Origin of the sequence: Escherichia sp. E10V5 (assembly GCF_004212315.1) — a bacterium.
In the GTDB taxonomy this organism is placed as follows: Bacteria; Pseudomonadota; Gammaproteobacteria; order Enterobacterales; family Enterobacteriaceae; genus Escherichia.
The window spans coordinates 1-16,803 of record NZ_RHJM01000016.1 but is presented as its reverse complement, the minus strand read 5'-3'; the positions used below and the strand labels follow the sequence as shown (position 1 = coordinate 16,803).

14 protein-coding genes and 2 pseudogenes are annotated in these 16,803 nt (G+C 53.9%); 14 read left to right on the top strand and 2 right to left on the bottom strand.

All coding sequences use genetic code 11. The features are described 5' to 3' along the window. Positions 1–5: 5 nt before the first annotated feature. From D9738_RS13215 to D9738_RS13155, 13 genes and pseudogenes are all read left to right on the top strand, one after another. A complete protein-coding gene (locus tag D9738_RS13215; RefSeq protein ID WP_130260364.1) occupies positions 6–719 on the top strand; it encodes a peptidase in 714 nt (237 codons plus the stop codon). 14 nt (positions 720–733) lie between these two features. Then, positions 734–1,720 carry a major capsid protein gene (locus D9738_RS13210; RefSeq protein ID WP_130260363.1) on the top strand — a complete coding sequence of 329 codons (987 nt, stop codon included), beginning with the start codon at positions 734–736 and terminating at the stop codon, positions 1,718–1,720. Positions 1,721–1,771: 51 nt separating this feature from the next. Then, entirely contained in the window at positions 1,772–2,212 is a 441-nt protein-coding gene (locus D9738_RS13205) for a Bbp16 family capsid cement protein (RefSeq protein WP_130260362.1), read from the top strand. 4 nt (positions 2,213–2,216) lie between these two features. After that, a complete protein-coding gene (locus D9738_RS13200; protein WP_130260361.1) occupies positions 2,217–2,591 on the top strand; it encodes a hypothetical protein in 375 nt (124 codons plus the stop codon). 51 nt (positions 2,592–2,642) lie between these two features. After that, the gene (gp10, locus tag D9738_RS13195; protein ID WP_130260360.1) at positions 2,643–2,963 is read left to right on the top strand and encodes a capsid staple protein; all 321 of its coding nucleotides are present in this window, start codon (positions 2,643–2,645) and stop codon (positions 2,961–2,963) included. Positions 2,964–2,966: 3 nt separating this feature from the next. Continuing rightward, positions 2,967–3,572, top strand: coding sequence for a hypothetical protein (locus tag D9738_RS13190; protein ID WP_130260359.1), 606 nt, complete (start codon positions 2,967–2,969; stop codon positions 3,570–3,572). Then, a complete protein-coding gene (locus tag D9738_RS13185; protein WP_130260358.1) occupies positions 3,572–6,046 on the top strand; it encodes a hypothetical protein in 2,475 nt (824 codons plus the stop codon). The genes D9738_RS13190 and D9738_RS13185 overlap by 1 nt, the downstream gene beginning before the upstream one ends. After that, entirely contained in the window at positions 6,046–6,510 is a 465-nt protein-coding gene (locus tag D9738_RS13180) for a hypothetical protein (protein ID WP_130260357.1), read from the top strand. The genes D9738_RS13185 and D9738_RS13180 overlap by 1 nt, the downstream gene beginning before the upstream one ends. Beyond that, the gene (locus D9738_RS13175; RefSeq protein ID WP_130260356.1) at positions 6,510–7,052 is read left to right on the top strand and encodes a hypothetical protein; all 543 of its coding nucleotides are present in this window, start codon (positions 6,510–6,512) and stop codon (positions 7,050–7,052) included. Before D9738_RS13180 ends, D9738_RS13175 begins: the two co-directional genes overlap by 1 nt. A 9-nt stretch (positions 7,053–7,061) precedes the next feature. Then, positions 7,062–9,602 (top strand): annotated as a pseudogene (locus D9738_RS25510) (hypothetical protein). Beyond that, on the top strand, positions 9,602–11,539 hold the full coding sequence (locus D9738_RS13165) for a hypothetical protein (protein WP_130260355.1): 1,938 nt from the start codon (positions 9,602–9,604) through the stop codon (positions 11,537–11,539). The pseudogene D9738_RS25510 and the gene D9738_RS13165 overlap by 1 nt, the downstream one beginning before the upstream one ends. Further along, positions 11,539–14,295 carry a hypothetical protein gene (locus D9738_RS13160; protein ID WP_130260354.1) on the top strand — a complete coding sequence of 919 codons (2,757 nt, stop codon included), beginning with the start codon at positions 11,539–11,541 and terminating at the stop codon, positions 14,293–14,295. Before D9738_RS13165 ends, D9738_RS13160 begins: the two co-directional genes overlap by 1 nt. Continuing rightward, positions 14,292–14,486: a hypothetical protein gene (locus tag D9738_RS13155; RefSeq protein ID WP_130260353.1), complete on the top strand. Its 195-nt coding sequence runs from the start codon at positions 14,292–14,294 to the stop codon at positions 14,484–14,486. Before D9738_RS13160 ends, D9738_RS13155 begins: the two co-directional genes overlap by 4 nt. Before the next feature lie 38 nt (positions 14,487–14,524). Here the strand turns inward: D9738_RS13155 and D9738_RS13150 are convergent, their stop codons facing one another. Then, entirely contained in the window at positions 14,525–14,785 is a 261-nt protein-coding gene (locus tag D9738_RS13150; protein WP_130260352.1) for a hypothetical protein, read from the bottom strand. 193 nt (positions 14,786–14,978) lie between these two features. Between D9738_RS13150 and D9738_RS13145 the strand changes: the two are divergent. Then, a pseudogene (locus tag D9738_RS13145) lies at positions 14,979–15,571 on the top strand (hypothetical protein); the annotation flags it as partial. 36 nt (positions 15,572–15,607) lie between these two features. Here D9738_RS13145 and D9738_RS13140 read toward each other — a convergent pair. Continuing rightward, positions 15,608–16,743 (bottom strand): IS3-like element ISEc24 family transposase gene (locus tag D9738_RS13140; RefSeq protein WP_205712956.1). Its coding sequence is split into 2 segments (ribosomal slippage): positions 15,608–16,497 and positions 16,497–16,743, totalling 1,137 coding nucleotides; the frame shifts between segments, so codons are not numbered across the junction. Between the last annotated feature and the right edge of the window lie 60 nt (positions 16,744–16,803).

Here is a 16,803-nt window from a genome sequence, read left to right as displayed (position 1 = left end):
AACCAATGAATTTATTTGAACGTCTGCTGCATTGTCGCCTCTGCAATGAGCAACCCGCTGATGGTGGTGCTGCCCCGGCATCATCTGAACCTGCAGCTGCAAGTTCAGCACCAGCCGGAGAAGCAGTTCCCGCTGGTGGTGAGCCGCAGCCCGGAGCAGAAGGTGGAGGTCAGCCAGGCGAGCAGAAGCAAGAAGGTGAAAACAAAGACGGCGACAAAAATGCTGGCGAAGAAGGAAAGGACGGCAAGAAGGACGATAAGCCAGAAGGCGCGCCAGATAAATACGATTTCAAGACCGCAGAGGGCGTGGAGCTTGATACCGCGGCGCTGGCCGACTTCGAGCCTGTGGCCCGTGAGTTGAACCTGTCAAACGAGCAGGCGCAGAAACTGGTAGACGCATACCCGAAAATTCTGGCCGGTGTGCAGCAGCGCCAGACCGAAGCCTGGCAGAAGCAGACCGAAGACTGGGCCGCAGAAGTCAAAGCCGACAAAGAGATCGGCGGCGACAAACTGACCTCAAATCTGAGCCTTGCCCAGCGTGCTCTGGACACGTTCGGACCTCCAGGTCTGAAGGACTATCTCAGCTCTACCGGTCTGGGAAATCACCCTGATCTCGTTCGAGCTTTTGTAAAAATCGGCGCGACCATGACTGAAGACAACATGGTCACCGGAAAAGAAACCGGCCAGCGTAGCGCTGCCGAAGTGCTGTATGGCAAATAAGAGAGGAAACAACCATGGCTGTTAAAGGCTTAACTGCGCTGACGCTGGCAGACTGGGGTAAGCGCGTAGACCCAAATGGGAAGATCGATAAAATCATCGAGCTTCTGTCTCAAACTAACCCGATCCTGGAAGACATGCTGATTGTTGAAGGCAACCTTCCAACCGGCCACCGAACCACTGTTCGTTCAGGTCTGCCATCAGCAACCTGGCGCTTGCTTAACTATGGTGTTCAGCCGAGCAAATCAACCACCGTTCAGGTTACCGACTCCATCGGTATGTTGGAAGCCTATGCAGAAGTAGATAAGTCATTGGCTGATCTGAACGGTAATACCTCAGAATTTCGTCTGTCGGAAGACCGTGCGTTCCTGGAAGCGATGAACCAGCAGATGGAAACCACGCTTTTCTACGGCGATACGAGCATTAACCCTCAGCAGTTCATGGGTCTGTCTTCTCGTTATTCCAGCAAATCTGCCGGGAATGGCCAGAACATTATCGACGCAGGCGGTACCGGCACCGATAACACCTCTATCTGGCTGGTTGTGTGGGGTGAAAATACCGTACATGGCACCTTCCCTAAAGGTCAGAAAGCCGGTCTCCAGATGGTAGATAAAGGCCAACAGACGTTGCGTGACGCCAACAACAACCCATACGAAGGTTACCGCACCCACTACAAGTGGGATAACGGCCTGACTCTTCGTGACTGGCGCTACGTTGTGCGCATCGCAAATATCGATGTGAGCGATTTGTCTGTACCTGCGAGTGCGGCAAATATCGTTACCCAGATGGTTAAAGCACTGCACCGCGTGCCTAACCTGAAAATGGGGCGCGCGGCTTTCTACATGAACCGTACCGTAGGCCAGGCATTGGACCTGCAATCTCTGGACAAGGCTTCTCTGGCGCTTAGCGTCAAAGAGACTGAGGGGGACTGGTGGACTGCATTCCGTGGCATCCCTATCCGTGAAACTGATGCGATTCTGGAAACCGAAGCGCGCGTTGTTTAACGCCTGTTATTAATCAGTGGGCCTTAACTGGCCCATGAATGGAGAAAGAAAATGATCCTCGACAAACTGTTGATGTTCTCCGAGAAGCAGGCGGTAACTGCTTCCGCAGCTTCTACGGATGTGATTGACCTCGGCCCGATTGACGGCACCCGCCGTGACATCGGCGTTGGCTACCCACTGGAGTTTTGGGCCACCGTTGACACCACTGCAACCGCAGCTGGCGCGGCAACCCTGAACGTGCAGTTGCAGACCAGCCCGGATAACTCCACCTGGACCACCATTTGCGACAGCGGCGCACTGGCGTTGGCGACTCTTACCGCAGGCAAGCGTCTGTTCTCGACGAAAGTTCCGGCTGGTGTTCAGCGTTACCTGCGCGTGAACTATTCGGTTGGCACTGGCCCGTTGACCGCTGGCGCATTCACTTCCGGCATTAACCTGGATGTGGATAACAACACGCCGTACTACCCAGTACGTTCCAAAGTAACTGGCTAAGGTGATGGCGATGGAAAAAGCAAAATACCGCGTCCTGCGCTTATCCCATATTCATAACAACCTCTGGCCTGAAGGTTCAGAAGTTGAATATGACGGCGAGCCGGGTAGCGCGCTGGAGCCTCTTAACGAGGCAGCAGTTAAGGCAAAGACGGCGGCATTGAAAAAGCGCGGACAGGAATACGTTTCGCATGAATCGGATAACAAATCCGACGATGACGGCGAGCCGGGTAGCGGCACTGGAGCAGGTGAAGGCGACGATGATTTGGATAAACTCCGCGAAGAGTACGAAGTGCTCTTCAACGATAAACCTCATCACAACACCAGCGCCAAAACTCTCCGCGAGAAGATCGCCGAGAAGCACGCAGCACTGGGCGTTTAAGCCTCGCTAATCAAACAAGGGGCTTCGGCCCCTTTATTGCAGGAGAGCGTTATGGAACTGGTAAACCTCAAAACCGGCACTGACAGCTATCAGGATGAAGACGGGAAAACACAGACTCGCGATGATTATCCATGGGGCCTGTGCATTGAACTGAATAACGACACTCTGACCAAGCTGAAAGCCACACCGCAATCAGCGGGAACGGAAGTTATGATCACCGCTAAAGCCATCATTCGTTCAACTTCTACACGTGAGAGTGAAGAAGGTATGCAGCATAGCGCCAGCCTTCAGATCACTGATATGGCAATTGCACCAGCATCAGGTGAAGCGCCTAAATCAGCAGCTGACACTCTGTATGGTTCTGAGGGGTAAGTCATGGCCTCTGTTATCGAAATCTGCAACCGAGCGCTGAGCAATATCGGGAATAACCGCAGCATCAACAGCCTGGTCGAAGCCAGCAAAGAAGCCGATCAGTGCTCGCTGCATTACGAATCATGCCGTGATGCTGTTCTGTCAGACGCTGAATGGAACTTTGCCACCAAACGAGTGGCCCTTGCCGATACGAACAACCCGCCTTCTGACTGGGCCTATGCATACCAGTACCCTACGGACTGCATGCGCATCATTGAAATCCCTGTGCCTGGCATTCGAAACCCACCGGCAGCTATGCGTATTGAGTTCGTTACCGGGGCAAATGACGACGGCACCGGAAAGCTGATTTATACCGATCAGCCGCAGGCGTGGCTGAAATATGTTTCACGTATCACTGACGTGAATATGTTTGATGCCATTTTTCAGGAGGCGCTAGCCTGGCGTCTGGCGGCAGCAATCAACATGGTGCTGACCGGAAGCGCAGATCTCGGCAACAACGCGCTAAAGATGTATCAGATGACGATCCTCAGCGCTGGGTCACACAGCATGAATGAAAGCCAGGAACCGCAGATGCCAGTTGACGAGTTTACCAGGGCGAGGATGTCATAATGGCTGTGAGCTGGATACAACCGAGCTTTGCTGGTGGTGAAATTGGCCCGTCGCTGTACGGGCGTATCGACATGGCTAAATACCAGGTTGCGCTGCGTAAATGCGACAACTTCATCGTTCGTCAATATGGCGGCGTTGAGAACCGTCCTGGCACACAGTTCATCGGCGCTGCAAAATATCCAACAAGAAAATGCCGTCTGATCCCGTTCCAGTTCTCGACCATCCAGACCTATGCGCTGGAGTTCGGCCACAACTACATGCGCGTTATCAAAGACGGCGCATACGTGCTCAACAGCAGCAACGTCATTTATGAATTGGCGATGCCGTACACCGAAGCAGATCTGTTCCGTATCAAATTCACACAAAGCGCCGATGTGCTGACTCTGGTGCATCCGTCGTACCCGCCGAAAGAGCTTCGCAGATTTGCCCATGATAGTTGGCAGATAGTCGATGTGGTGACTAGCAACGGCCCATTCGAAGATATCAACGTTGATGAGTCGATCACCGTCTATTCCAGCGGCACAACCGGCACTGTTGCCCTCGTATCAAACTCAGCAATTTTCGGCAGTGAACTAGTGGGCACGCTTTTTTATCTTGAGCAGCCTGCTGTTGACTCCGTTCCTGTATGGGAGACCAGCAAGACAACAGTTATTGATGATATCCGCCGCGCTGACAGCAATTACTACCGGGCAAACACTGCCGGGAAAACTGGCACTCTGCGACCGTCTCACACTGAGGGGATGTCGTGGGATGGCTGGGGCGGAACTGGTGACGATGATACTGGAATCCAGTGGGAATACCTGCACTCTGGATTTGGCATTGTCCGCATTACTGCCGTAGCAGGAAATAACAAAAGCGCGACCGCAACCGTGGTATCACGCGTTCCTGAGAACGTGGTGGGCACTGATAAGGCCAGCTACAAGTGGGCACCATATGCCTGGAATAGCGTAAACGGCTATCCCGGCACCGTGGTGTATTACCAGCAGCGTCTTTACTTCGCCGCGTCTACCGCGTTCCCGCAAACTATCTGGGCCAGCCGTACAGGCGATTACAAAGACTTCGGCAAGAACAACCCGACGCAGGACGATGACCGGATTATCTACACCTACGCCGGGCGGCAGGTGAATGAGATCCGTCACCTGATTGATGTGGGATCACTGGTGGTGCTGACATCCGGTGGTGAATATGTGGTGTCCGGTGACCAGAATAAGGTGCTGACACCAAGCGCATTCTCTTTCAGCTCTCAGGGCTCAAACGGATGTAGCAATGTGCCGCCAATTGCCGTGGCAAACATCGCGTTGTTCATTCAGGAAAAAGGCAGCGTGGTGCGGGATCTGGCCTATTCGTTCGACGTTGACGGGTATCAGGGTTCAGACCTTACCATTCTGGCAAACCATCTGTTTCAGAAGCACAGCCTGGTCGATTGGTCATTTTGTATTGTGCCGTACTCCAGCGCTTTCTGCATTCGTGACGATGGCAAACTACTGGTGCTGACCTATCTTCGTGATCAGCAGGTCTTCGCCTGGGCTCCGCAGTCCAGCGCCGGATTCTATGAAAGCACTTGTTGCATCAGCGAAGGCGACGAAGATGCCGTGTATTTCAGCGTGAAGCGTGTCATTAACGGTCAGACAGTCCGTTACATCGAACGCCTTTCGAGCCGTCAGTTCACCAACGATCTGGATGCCTTCTTTGTAGACTGTGGACTGAGCTATGATGGCCGCAACACTGGAACAACAACGGCAACTATCAGCGGCGGTAGCGGAGACTGGATCTATCAAACTGATTACACGCTGACTATGAGCGCCAGCTACTTCAATGCCGGTGATGTCGGTTCTCAAATACAGATGCCATACATCGGAACAGATCCGGTTTCAGGCGAGCCGGTTGATATGGAGCTGCGTTGTGACATCGTTGCTTATACCAGCGGAACTGTCGTCACCGTTCGCGCTAACCGCAACATTCCTCCGGTACTGCGAAACACCGCAACCACCAACTGGCGCATGGCGCGTATGACGTTTGCCGGGCTTAATCACCTTGAAGGCCAAACAGTAAACATTCTGTCTGATGCCAGCGTCGAGCCTCAGAAAATTGTCACTGCCGGCAAGGTAACGCTGGAATCTCCCGGCGGCGTGGTGCATATCGGCCTGCCGATTAATGCTCAGTTTGAAACGCTGGACATCAATATTAACGGGCAGGAAACGCTGCTCGATAAAAAACAGATAATCCCTACCGTTACGCTGGTGGTGAATGCCAGCCGCGGCATCTTTGCATCAACACCTGGCGGAAAGTGGTACGAGTACCCACAGCGCGAGTTTGAGTTTTACGACGATCCAGTTGACGACGCCACTGGCAAAGTAGAAGTGAAACTGGACAGCGACTGGGATAAGAACGGGCGCATTAAAGTGCAGCAAACTGACCCGCTACCGCTGTCTGTGCTGGCGGTTATCCCTCGCATTACCGTGGGAGGATTCTGATGATTGACGTCCAGTTACTCCAGGCAACGGAAGAGCACTTGCAGATGATACTGCCTAATGTTCGTCAGGCCGATATCGATGAACTCTATGCCGTTTCACTGATGACCACTGAGCAGGCTATTCGCGTTGGCCTGCGTACTTCAACAATGGCCTGGTCAGGTTTCGCTAATGGTGAGCTTGTCACGATGTTTGGTGTGTCGCCTGCATCGATGATCGGCGGCAATGGCGTGCCGTGGCTTGTCAGCACTCCACTGGTTGAGAAATATCAGAAGACGTTCCTGCGCGGTAGCCGTCACGCATTGCAGGCAATGCTCTCAATCTACCCACATCTCGAAAACTACGTTGACGAGCGCAACCACGTGGCGAAGTCCTGGCTGCACTGGCTTGGCTTCAAACTCGAAGACCCGGCACCGTATGGTGCCCTCGGCATGAGCTTCCACCGTTTCCACATGGAGAGAAAATAATGTGTAGCCCAGCGATTGCACTGGTGGCGGTGACCGTAGCGTCAACGGCTATGAGTGCCTACAGTCAGCATCAGTCCTCTAAATACCAGCAAGCAGTTGCAGATCAGAACTCTGACATTGCAGAGAATCAGGCGCAGGACTCAATCAACCGTGGCAACGCAGAAGCCGAACAGCGCCGCCGCGAAATGCGCCAGCGCCAGGGTACCCAGGCGGCCACCATGGGTGCAACCGGTGCAGACCTTTCTTCAGGATCAGCACTGGATATGTTCGGTGACACCGCGCAATTCGGCACCCTCGATGCGTTGACCACTGTGAATAACGCACAGCGCGAGGCCTACGGCTATCAGGTGAGTTCCATGAACTCACAGGCCCAGGGAAACATGGCAGCTTATCAGGGTAAATCAGCAGTAACGCAGACACTGTTGACCGCTCCGGCTAAGGCCTACGGCGCGTATCAGATGGGCGGTGGTTCCTGGAGTCCGTTCACGCAGAGCCAGGCCGCCCCGATCAGCTCATCCATCGGCACACCAACCGGTCGATAAGGAGGATTTATGCCAGTAGTTCCAACTACAACTGGTCGTCAGGTTGAGAGCCGCGGTGTATCAACTGGCGGTTTCAATGTGCAGGCATCCCCGGATGTGTTCGGCGGTGGCCTGGCGAATGTTGCCGATCAGTATGTGAACATTCTCGGTCAGGCCAAGCTGCGCGCCGACGTTGCCATGTCTCAGGATGCATCGCTGCAACTGAGCCAGACAGCCAGTGATCTGATGACAAACCCGGATACGGGTCTGCTTAATCTTCAGGGAAAAAATGCTCTTGGCAAAGGCCAGGAGTACACCCAGCAATTCGACATGAAAGCGCAGGAACTGGCACTAACGCTGCCGGAGTCTGCACGGGCTGGATTCCTCCAGCAAGCTCAGAATCAGCGCATACAGTTCACTGCACAGGCCGGGCGGCATGAAGTCGGGCAACTCAATGCCTACGAAGAAGGCCAGTTCCAGGCCACTTTGCTGAATAACGGGAAAACTGCCGCATCGATGTACGGCAATAATGCCGCGTACGTTAATGCTAACTCGCAGACATTCCAGCAGATTGATGATTACTGTGCGGCGCATGGCTGGAGTGCTGAGCAAATCACCGCCAAAAAAAATGAGTTCAAAGAGAAGGTGGCCGATAACGCGCTGTCGCAATGGTCAGCTAATAACTCCATGGAATTCATCGAGAAGAATGGGGAGCTTAGTGACACGGTTGTTGGTTCACGCCGGGCCGTTGCCAGCACTCCAGATGTTTCCGGCGCGGAAGGTGCGCGCGGCATCCGAAATAACAACCCCGGTAATCTCGAATACAGCAAGTCTAATCCGTGGGTAGGCCAGAATGGTGATGACGGCCGCTTTGCCAAATTCGAAACGCCAGAGCATGGCATTCGTGCGCTGGGTCGCAATCTACTTTCATACCAGCGTCAGGGCATTGATACGGTAAACGACATCATTAACCGCTGGGCACCGCCTGGTGACAACAACGATACGTCTGCTTATGTCAAAGCCGTCTGTGCTCAACTTGGTGTTCATCCCGATCAGCAGATTGACGCATCAAACCCTGACACACTGAGTGCGCTGTGCTCGGCAATCATCAAGCATGAGAACGGGGATCAGCCGTACACCAAAGAGCAGATCGGCAGCGGAGTTAGCGCTGCGCTCGGCCTGTCAGAGTTGCCGACGGTCGGGAAGCGTTACACCGGGAATGCGGCGTTTGACGCTGCCTCACCAGAAGCTCAGGCAACGTTTATGCGCCAGGCTGACCAGATGCGTAAGCAGCAGCAAGCGCAGTACAAAACCACTATTGATGGTCAGGTACGCGATGCCACCGCCGCATACATGCGCGGCGTTGAGTTCCCCAACCCACCTGATGAAGCGGCATTCATGGCGGCTTATGGTGTACGTGAAGGAAATCTCCGTTATACCGAATTCAAGAATACTCAGGTTGCCGGTCAGTACATTGGCTCATTCCGCAATATGCCGACTAGCAGCATCACTGCCTATGTGAATCAACTGCGACCTGACACTGGCGAAACTGGCGAGGGGTATGCGTCGCGCGCTCAGTTATTCGACTAGGTTAAAACGGCTGCTACAAAGGTTATCAGCGATCGCCAGAATAACCCGTTCAACGCGGCAGTCGATATTGGCGCGTATCACCCGCTCAGCACCAACAACCCGCAGGACATCACGAAAGAAGTTTCCAGCCGTTTCTCTGCGCAGGAAGGGCTTAAGCAACTCGGTATCACTGCGCCAATCCTTTCAAGCGAAGAGGCGGCTACACTGGCGCAGCAGGTTCGCGGCACGCAGAACGTTAATCAGACCATTAACCTGTTGCAGAGCATGGGGCAATCACTGCCACCGGCGGCAATGCGGCAGGTAGCCGGGGCTATTGCTCCGAACAATGCGGCGACGGCCTATTCCGCGCTGCTGCTTGGTACGCCTGACAACCAGTACGACAACAAGAACCCGGTTATTTCGTACGATCAGTTCATTGGCTACAAGCCGACTATGAACAAGTACGACGTTTCAAAAACTATTCTGGCCGGGGATCAGTTGCTGAATCCGACGAAGGCGATGAAGGACTCCGGCATTCAGCCCGTCCAACTGCCGAGCGATGACAAGCTCAAGCGCGCTTTCGATGATGAGGTCGGCAACTCGTTTTCCTATAACGCTCAGGCTCGCCAGATGAGCTATAGCCTGTTTAAGGCTGCGTATGCTGGTATTGCATATCAGTCAGGTGACAGCGGCCTGGCACGCACAGACGCGGCGAATTCAGATGTGGTTTCCAAAGCTGCGCAGATGGCAACTGGTGGTATTTATAAGGGATTCAATGGTGGCGATGTGGTAATGCCGTTTGGCATGGACAAAAGCACCTTCAAGGACCGCTATACCGTATCAGCGCAGCAGGCGCTTAAAGATGCCGGGCTGAACGAAAACGCCGCCAGCAACTTCACGCCGGTGAATATCGGTAACGGACAGTACAGGATGGTTAGCGGCAGTGGGCGCTGGGCAACCGATCCGAAAACAGGGCAGGCTATCGTGGTGAGGGTCGAATAATGGCAGATGTATTTTCGCTGGCACCAGAAGGCCAGGCATGGACTGATGACAAGACACAGGCCAACCCAGCCAGGCCAGAAGACTACGACCCGACATTCTTTCAGGGATCTGCGTCTGCATTGCCGCGCGGCATTGCGGAGGGCGCTACGGGGCTGGCGCAGTCGGCTGTGGGATTCAGTAAGCGGCTGATCAGCGATCCTGCTCTGGCTGATGCTGTAGCCCCGACGGTGAATATGTTCCGCGTGATGTTCCCTGATGCTGACAAGCAGCTCAATGAAAGCTACGACAGCCTGAGTGACTCGCTGAAGAGTGCGCGTGCATACGTCAAACCAGACCCGGCAAGCCAGGGAACTGCCGCCGAAGTGTTAAATGGTCTGGGCCAGTTCGTTCCTGCAATTGGTGCAACGATCGCTGGCGGCCCGGTTATTGGTGCGTCAACGGCATTCGGCTCTACTTATGAGCAGTCTTATCAGGATTTCAGAGCTAAGGGAGTGGATGAGTCCACGGCGCGTAATCTCGCAGCGCAGCAAAGTACCTTCAACGCTGCGGGTATGGCGCTTCCTGCCGCGCTTGGGAAAACACTGCTGACGCGTATCGCTTCAGGCGTGGGGATCAACGTCGGATTCGGCGGTATAAACCGTTTTTCCGTCGGAGAAACGCTGGAAGAAAAAGGCTATTCCGATATGGCGAAGCAGTACCGCGTATGGGATGGACAGGCTGTGATGATTGATGCGGTACTGGGCGGCGCGTTCGGTGGCGCTCACCATCTTTCTGCGCGCGGTGCTGATGGTGCCGACACGGTTGCCACTGATACAGCAAACCCTGTCGATGTGGAAGCGCCTATCCCGGCGGCTGAGGTGCAGAGCGCACCTGATGGAATTGTTGCACCTGATGCTGCTCCTGTCGATGCTACGCAGCAAGCAACTGTTGAGATCGGAACGCCTACAGATGCAGTGCAGCCACCAGCAACATTCGATTCCAGGATGGCAGAACTACAGGACAGCGCCGGGAAACTGATGTCACGCGGTGACAGGAAAGTGTGGCAATCAGATATTGCCAATGGTGAGCGAACTGTGGCGCGACTGGAGGCCGAGGAAAAGGCAATTCGTGATGCTCAGCCGACCGGCTCAGCGGGTGCCAACAAGCGCTACTACGAAGCCAATCGTGAGAAATTAATCGATATCAGCAATCAGCTGACTGTTGCGCGAGACCGTCTGCAAAACGCCAGAGACACCCTGGCTCCGCATGAGCCAGGCGGCCAGTTCTACGAGGCAAAAGCCGACTTATCACGTATGGAACAGGGGATCATTCCTGAGAGTATGCGCGGCCTGGTTCCGGAAACACCAATCAAACCCAGCGACATTGACGCGGCACACACGCTGAACGAGGGGTTGTATTACGACATCGAATCTGCACCAGTACTGCATGGTACAAACGAGAGTATTAACAGCCATGTGGCCGCCATGGATGAGGCAGCCCGTCAGTTGTCAGAAGGCCAGCCGGTTAACATCGTTATGCAGGCGCGTGGGCTGGATGGCCCGGCGCGTCCTGGCATGCTGGAGTCAGCCAACGATCAGTACCATGCAATGGAGCAGGTTTTCCAGGAGAATGGCGTTCACTATGAAACGCCGCGTGATGCCGTCATGGAGGCGCAGGCTCCACGCAGCGAAAGCGCATTTTCTCGTGTTGATGAAGATGCCGGACAGGTAAGCGTTGATCCGGACAGTGGACAGGCCATTTCTGACAACAACTATGAATTGATGGCAGCGCGCGACATGGCGACAGCTAATCCTGATCTGACCGTAACGCATCCTGACACCGGGCAGCAGATGAAGTTATCCGATGTTCTGGCTGACTTTGACGAGCAGATCCAGACTGCAAAAGCAAAATCGAAAGTTTACTCCGTTGCGGCGGCGTGCTTCCTGAGGAATCCATAATGAAACAGGCATGTGTAGAAGCCATTGCGCAGACGCTTGGGCGCAAGCCAAAGGCCGATGAGTTGAAAAATATTGAGGACCGCATCAAGGAAGCCGTCCGTCAGGTCAGCCGCAACAATGCACGAGAAGGCAAAACTGGTATCCCCGACGCTCAGACATATATGGATGCCGCCGAGTTGGTTCGCCAGCGCGTGGTGCATGACGTGTATAAGAAGCGCCAGCGCCTTGCGCAAAATGCGATTGCCATATCGAAAGTCACCGATACGCTGGATGCCGCCATCCCGCCAGAGCAGCAAACCCCAGCCAACCTCCAGCAACTTATTTTCTCCGGCCGTCGTACAACAGACAGAACTGATATTCCTGTTACCTCGGCGGAAGAACTCGCCACCGGCGCATATCAGGACTGGTCTCGCCAACTAAGCGCCGAACTACTGAAGGCCGGGCCAGAAGTGCAGAAGTTTTTCGAGCAGAGTAAGGCACTCGGCGAGCAACGCTTCCGCAGCCTGTTCGATCAGCGCGTGGCGAAGTCCGGGCAGTTGCAGATCCTCAAAGAGATTTACGGTGAAGACACGGGCAACCCACAGGCGAAGAAAATAGCTCAGGTCTGGGGTGATGTGACCAGCCGGGCTCGTCAGGAGATGAACGACGCCGGGTTTGATATCGGGCAGCGTGATAACTGGAATCTGCCGTATGTCGACGATGCTGACCTTATCCGTAATTCAGGCCGCGATGAATGGCTTGCCAGCCTTTCTGCAGCGGAGCAGGCCAAGGCTCGATTATCAGGACGGCAGCCGCCGATTGAGTTTGCTAAACAGGCCTGGGTCGACGACGTGTACAACACGCAAGACCGCTCGCAGTATGTGAATCTCGACGGCTCACCGATGAATGACATCGAGTACCGCCAGGCGCTGGAGGCCATTTACGAAACCAAGGCGACAGACGGTGCGAACAAGTTGGACCCCGGCGCATTCATGGGAACAGGTGGCATTAAAAATCGTGGTTCGCAGAGCAGGGTGATGGCGTTCAAGGATGCACAGTCGCACTTCGCGTACATGGAACGCTACACCGAACAGCCGGTTGTCGGCGTGATGATGTCACACCTTCAGTCATCGTCTCGAGACCTGGGCACTGTAAAGGCCTTTGGCCCAGACGCGGCGAATAACTTCAAGCTGATTAACGACAGGATTTATCAGCGTGCAGTCACCGGTGGTAAAGACGTCGGTAAGATGAACAGCGAGAAAACGATGGTTGAGCGCATGTTTAACTCAATGGCCGGTTTGAATGGCGTGCAGGAATCAAGCGTGTTCACGTCAGCCGTCGGCGGTCTGCGTAACCTGATGACCAGCGCCATGCTCGGTACCAGCGTTCTGACGGCGACCAGTGACCAGGCCATCATGCGTGCCAACGCTCAGGCTCTTGGCTTCTCGCGAGGCGGTATGCGTCTCTCTGCTAACACCATCAAAAACCTGTTCAGCGGTGACGCAAAGCGAGCTAATGCTGAGCTTGGCCTGCTGGTGGATTCTCATGCCGCAGTGGTATCGAAGATGGGCGGCTTTGACCTGTCACGTGGCATCACCGGCTGGTTTGCTGAGAAGACGCTGAAGTGGTCCGGTCTTATCGCAATGGACCGCGCCAACAAAGCTTCGTTCGGTCTGCTGATGTACAAGAACATCGGCGAACTGACACGCACTTTTAAAACGCTGGATGAGGTGAAGGGGTCAGACAAGACCATTCTTGCCAGCAAAGGCTGGAGCAATGAGGACTGGGCTATCATGGCGGCAGCAGAACTCAGGCCAATGACCACAGCAGGCCACATGGGAATGACACCGGACGCGATTTACGCCGTACCTGATGAAGCGATACACGCAATCATGGCTGATCGAATTGCGCAGGTTAGGGCCGGGAGTGAAACCGCTTTGGCGGCTCTTGGTGATATCCCACAGGAACGTCGAACCAGGATGAAACAGGCGTTCGATGCAGAGGCAGAACAGACTGTTGCTCGCATGGTTCGTAATGCCCGTGCTGAAGCGGCTCAAAAACTGCTGGGTGTCACACACGGAGAAATGACCAGTGCCATCACGACGGCGACCGGGCTGGATACATATGCCCGTGATGATGCCGGACAACTGGTGAAGAGCTTCATGCTATTCAAAACCACGTCGTTTGCCGGGTTCCGTCAGTTGGTTAACCGTACAATAGATCTTGACCGCGTGCCCGGTATCAAGTTCCTTGCGTCATACATTGCTGGAACAACGCTGGCAGGCATGTTTGCCAACCAGATGAACTCGTTGCTTACTGGTAATGACCCGCTTGATATGACGAAGCCTACGACGTGGATTCAGCCGCTGCTTAAAGGTGGTTCATTCGGCATCTACGGCGATTTCCTGTTCCAGGACCACACGCAGTACGGCTCCAGTATTGCGGCCACTCTGGGCGGCCCTGTACTGAGCTTCGCTGAACAGTTGACTAAACTCCTCATCACCAACCCACAGAAGGCGCTACAAGGTGAAGAGACGTCATTCGGCGCCGATGCGCTGAAGACGGCGCGCATGATCACCCCGTTCGCCAACCTCTGGTATGCTAAAGCGGTGACCAATCATCTGATCCTGCAACAGCTTCAGGAGATGGCAAACCCTGGCTACAACGATAGGGTGAGAGACCGGGCCCAGCGGGAGTTCAACACCACCAGTTGGTGGGAGCCTGGTGATACAGCGCCAAGACGTGCGCCGGATTTAGGTAAGGCGGTAGGGCAATGATGGATATTTTACTGAAGCTAGGTCTGATTATCTTCTGGTTTGCTGTGGTTGTTGCCTGCGGAACCGCATATTTGTGGGCGATAATCTTTGCTATTGATAAGGGCTTGCTAGGAGAAACATCGTCAAAAGCTGTCTACTTCCTAACGTTTGTGGTGCTGGCGGCGATCGTGTTCAAACTTCCTCTTCTGTGACATGTCACAAAGGCCGCTTCTGCGGCCTTCCATTCTTACTATCTAAGTTGCTGCTGTAGCTGCATGGCGCAGTAGTCCAGATGTGTCTGCAAATCTTTCATAGAAATTTGTGAGCTTGTGACGTAGTTAACAAGCGCGGTAAGTTCCGCCGTTGCCCCGCTAACGTCGTACCCGTCTTTTTGCAACTCTCTCAGCAAGTCCATCAGGTGCGATTCTTCAATCAGGGATCTTACGCCTCCCGGCGTGTGTATGCGTTCTGCGAATCCATCTTCCAGAGGGTGATGATACTGCCGTTGCATCTCGTGTTCTCCATGCGAGCACTGTATATATATACATATATCAGAAGTTTCGCAGCCTATCCAGCACGTTGTGCAAATTACCCAAAGGGTAATAAAACAACTGATTGTTATTCATTCGATTCATATAAGGATTTATGGGTAATAGAATGGAGATGTGTATGCGCGCCGGGCGCTGAACATCTGGAGAAAAGACATGACGGTCTCTACCGAAGTCGACCACAATGAATATAACGGGAACGGAGTCACGACTTCATTCCCATACACCTTCCGAATCTTCCAGAAAGCCGACCTGGTTGTACAGGTTGTGGATCTTGACGAGAACCTAACCACGCTGATTCTTGACACTGATTACACAGTGCAAGGTGCCGGGTCATATTCCGGCGGCAATGTAGTTCTGGCTACGCCACTCACTACTGCCTGGCAGATTTCGATCTCTCGCGACCTGCCGGTTACCCAGGAGATTGATCTCCGTAATCAGGGGAAGTTTTTCGCCGAGGTTCACGAGGATGCTTTCGATAAGTTGACAATGCTGATACAGCAATGCTTCGGTTTCCTTCGGCTAGCCCTTCGTAAGCCTTCCTTTATCTCAAATTATTATGATGCACTAATAATTACATCCGTAATTTAAAAGACCCATCTCAGCCGCAGGATGCAGCCACAAAGAACTATGTTGACTCTACTGCCAGCACTAACTTAGGTCGTACATTACGGGTTCCTGAGCAAATTAATCAGTTACCGTCTTCTGCTGAACGAGCTAATAAAATACCAGCTTTTGATGATCAAGGTATGGAGTGACCACATTCCGGTAGACAGTTTCTGTCCTCACGGTGAGGCCTTTTCGAAGGCCTCCGGGCTGACGCCACCCAGATGACTGTGGCGTCGGGTCCGGTTGTAGAACACTTCAATGTAATCGAAGATATCCGCCCGGGCCATGTCCCGGGTTTTATATATCCGCTTTCTGATGCGCTCTTTTTTCAGTGAACTGAAGAACGATTCTGCCACCGCATTATCCCAGCAGTTGCCACGACGGCTCATGCTCGGCGCCAGATTGTTGGCCCTGCAGAACCGCTGCCAGTCATCACTGCCATACTGACTGCCCTGATCGCTGTGCACTATGACGTTTTCTGCAGGCTTACGCCGCCAGACTGCCATCAGCAGCGCATCCAGTGCCAGCTCGCGCGACAGCGTTGGTTTCATCGACCAGCCCACCACATTACGGGCAAAAAGATCGATAACCACCGCCAGATACAGCCAACCCTGCCAGGTGCGGATGTAGGTAATATCAGTTACCCACACCTGGTTGGGTTTTACCACCGTAAATTCCCGCTGTACGCGATTAGGAGCTATCAGTGACGGCCTTCCCCTGACGCCACGCGGGACCTTATAGCCATGTACGGCCTGTATCCTGTTCCGCTTCATGATTCTGGCAACTCGGTTTCTGCTGCATACTTCACCGATTTCACGAAGATCGCCGTGAACCCTGCGATAACCGTAGACTCCGCCGCTCAGTGCATAAGCATCGCGGATGAGCTCCAGCAACCGCTGATTATCCTTTTCTCCGGCAGAAACAGGGCGATGAAGCCAGACGTAAAATCCCGCACGGGCGACCTTCAGAACCCGACACATTGTTACGATCGACCAGATTTCACGGTGATCGTTGATGAAGCGGTACTTCAGTCGGGCTCCCTTGCAAAGTACCGCGCTGCCTTTTTCAGAATATCCCGTTCTTCCTCAGTACGTTTAAGCTGCGCTTTAAGCCTGAGAATCTCCGTCCGCGCATCCAGTAAATCCTGCGCCTGATGCTCGCTGTTATCCGGTCTGACTGACCGGACCCACTTATAAAGGCTGTGAGCCGATACGCCGAGGCGTTCAGAAACATCGGCAACGGAATAGCCCCGTTCAGTAACCTGACGGACAGCTTCCTCCTTAAACTCTGGGGTAAATCGTGGTGTGCCCATAGACTCCTCCTATGCTCAAACTATAGGGCAGATTTGTCTACGGGCTTGGGGGCACTCCAG

Bases quoted from the DNA above. Each gene is read 5' to 3' on its own strand.
- D9738_RS13150 (WP_130260352.1), bottom strand. From the start codon at position 14,785: ATGCAACGGCAGTATCATCACCCTCTGGAAGATGGATTCGCAGAACGC.
- D9738_RS13215 (WP_130260364.1), top strand. From the start codon at position 6: ATGAATTTATTTGAACGTCTGCTGCATTGTCGCCTCTGCAATGAGCAA.
- D9738_RS13210 (WP_130260363.1), top strand. From the start codon at position 734: ATGGCTGTTAAAGGCTTAACTGCGCTGACGCTGGCAGACTGGGGTAAG.
- D9738_RS13185 (WP_130260358.1), top strand. From the start codon at position 3,572: ATGGCTGTGAGCTGGATACAACCGAGCTTTGCTGGTGGTGAAATTGGC.
- D9738_RS13175 (WP_130260356.1), top strand. From the start codon at position 6,510: ATGTGTAGCCCAGCGATTGCACTGGTGGCGGTGACCGTAGCGTCAACG.
- D9738_RS13155 (WP_130260353.1), top strand. From the start codon at position 14,292: ATGATGGATATTTTACTGAAGCTAGGTCTGATTATCTTCTGGTTTGCT.
- D9738_RS13200 (WP_130260361.1), top strand. From the start codon at position 2,217: ATGGCGATGGAAAAAGCAAAATACCGCGTCCTGCGCTTATCCCATATT.
- D9738_RS13205 (WP_130260362.1), top strand. From the start codon at position 1,772: ATGATCCTCGACAAACTGTTGATGTTCTCCGAGAAGCAGGCGGTAACT.
- gp10 (WP_130260360.1), top strand. From the start codon at position 2,643: ATGGAACTGGTAAACCTCAAAACCGGCACTGACAGCTATCAGGATGAA.
- D9738_RS13190 (WP_130260359.1), top strand. From the start codon at position 2,967: ATGGCCTCTGTTATCGAAATCTGCAACCGAGCGCTGAGCAATATCGGG.
- D9738_RS13165 (WP_130260355.1), top strand. From the start codon at position 9,602: ATGGCAGATGTATTTTCGCTGGCACCAGAAGGCCAGGCATGGACTGAT.
- D9738_RS13160 (WP_130260354.1), top strand. From the start codon at position 11,539: ATGAAACAGGCATGTGTAGAAGCCATTGCGCAGACGCTTGGGCGCAAG.
- D9738_RS13180 (WP_130260357.1), top strand. From the start codon at position 6,046: ATGATTGACGTCCAGTTACTCCAGGCAACGGAAGAGCACTTGCAGATG.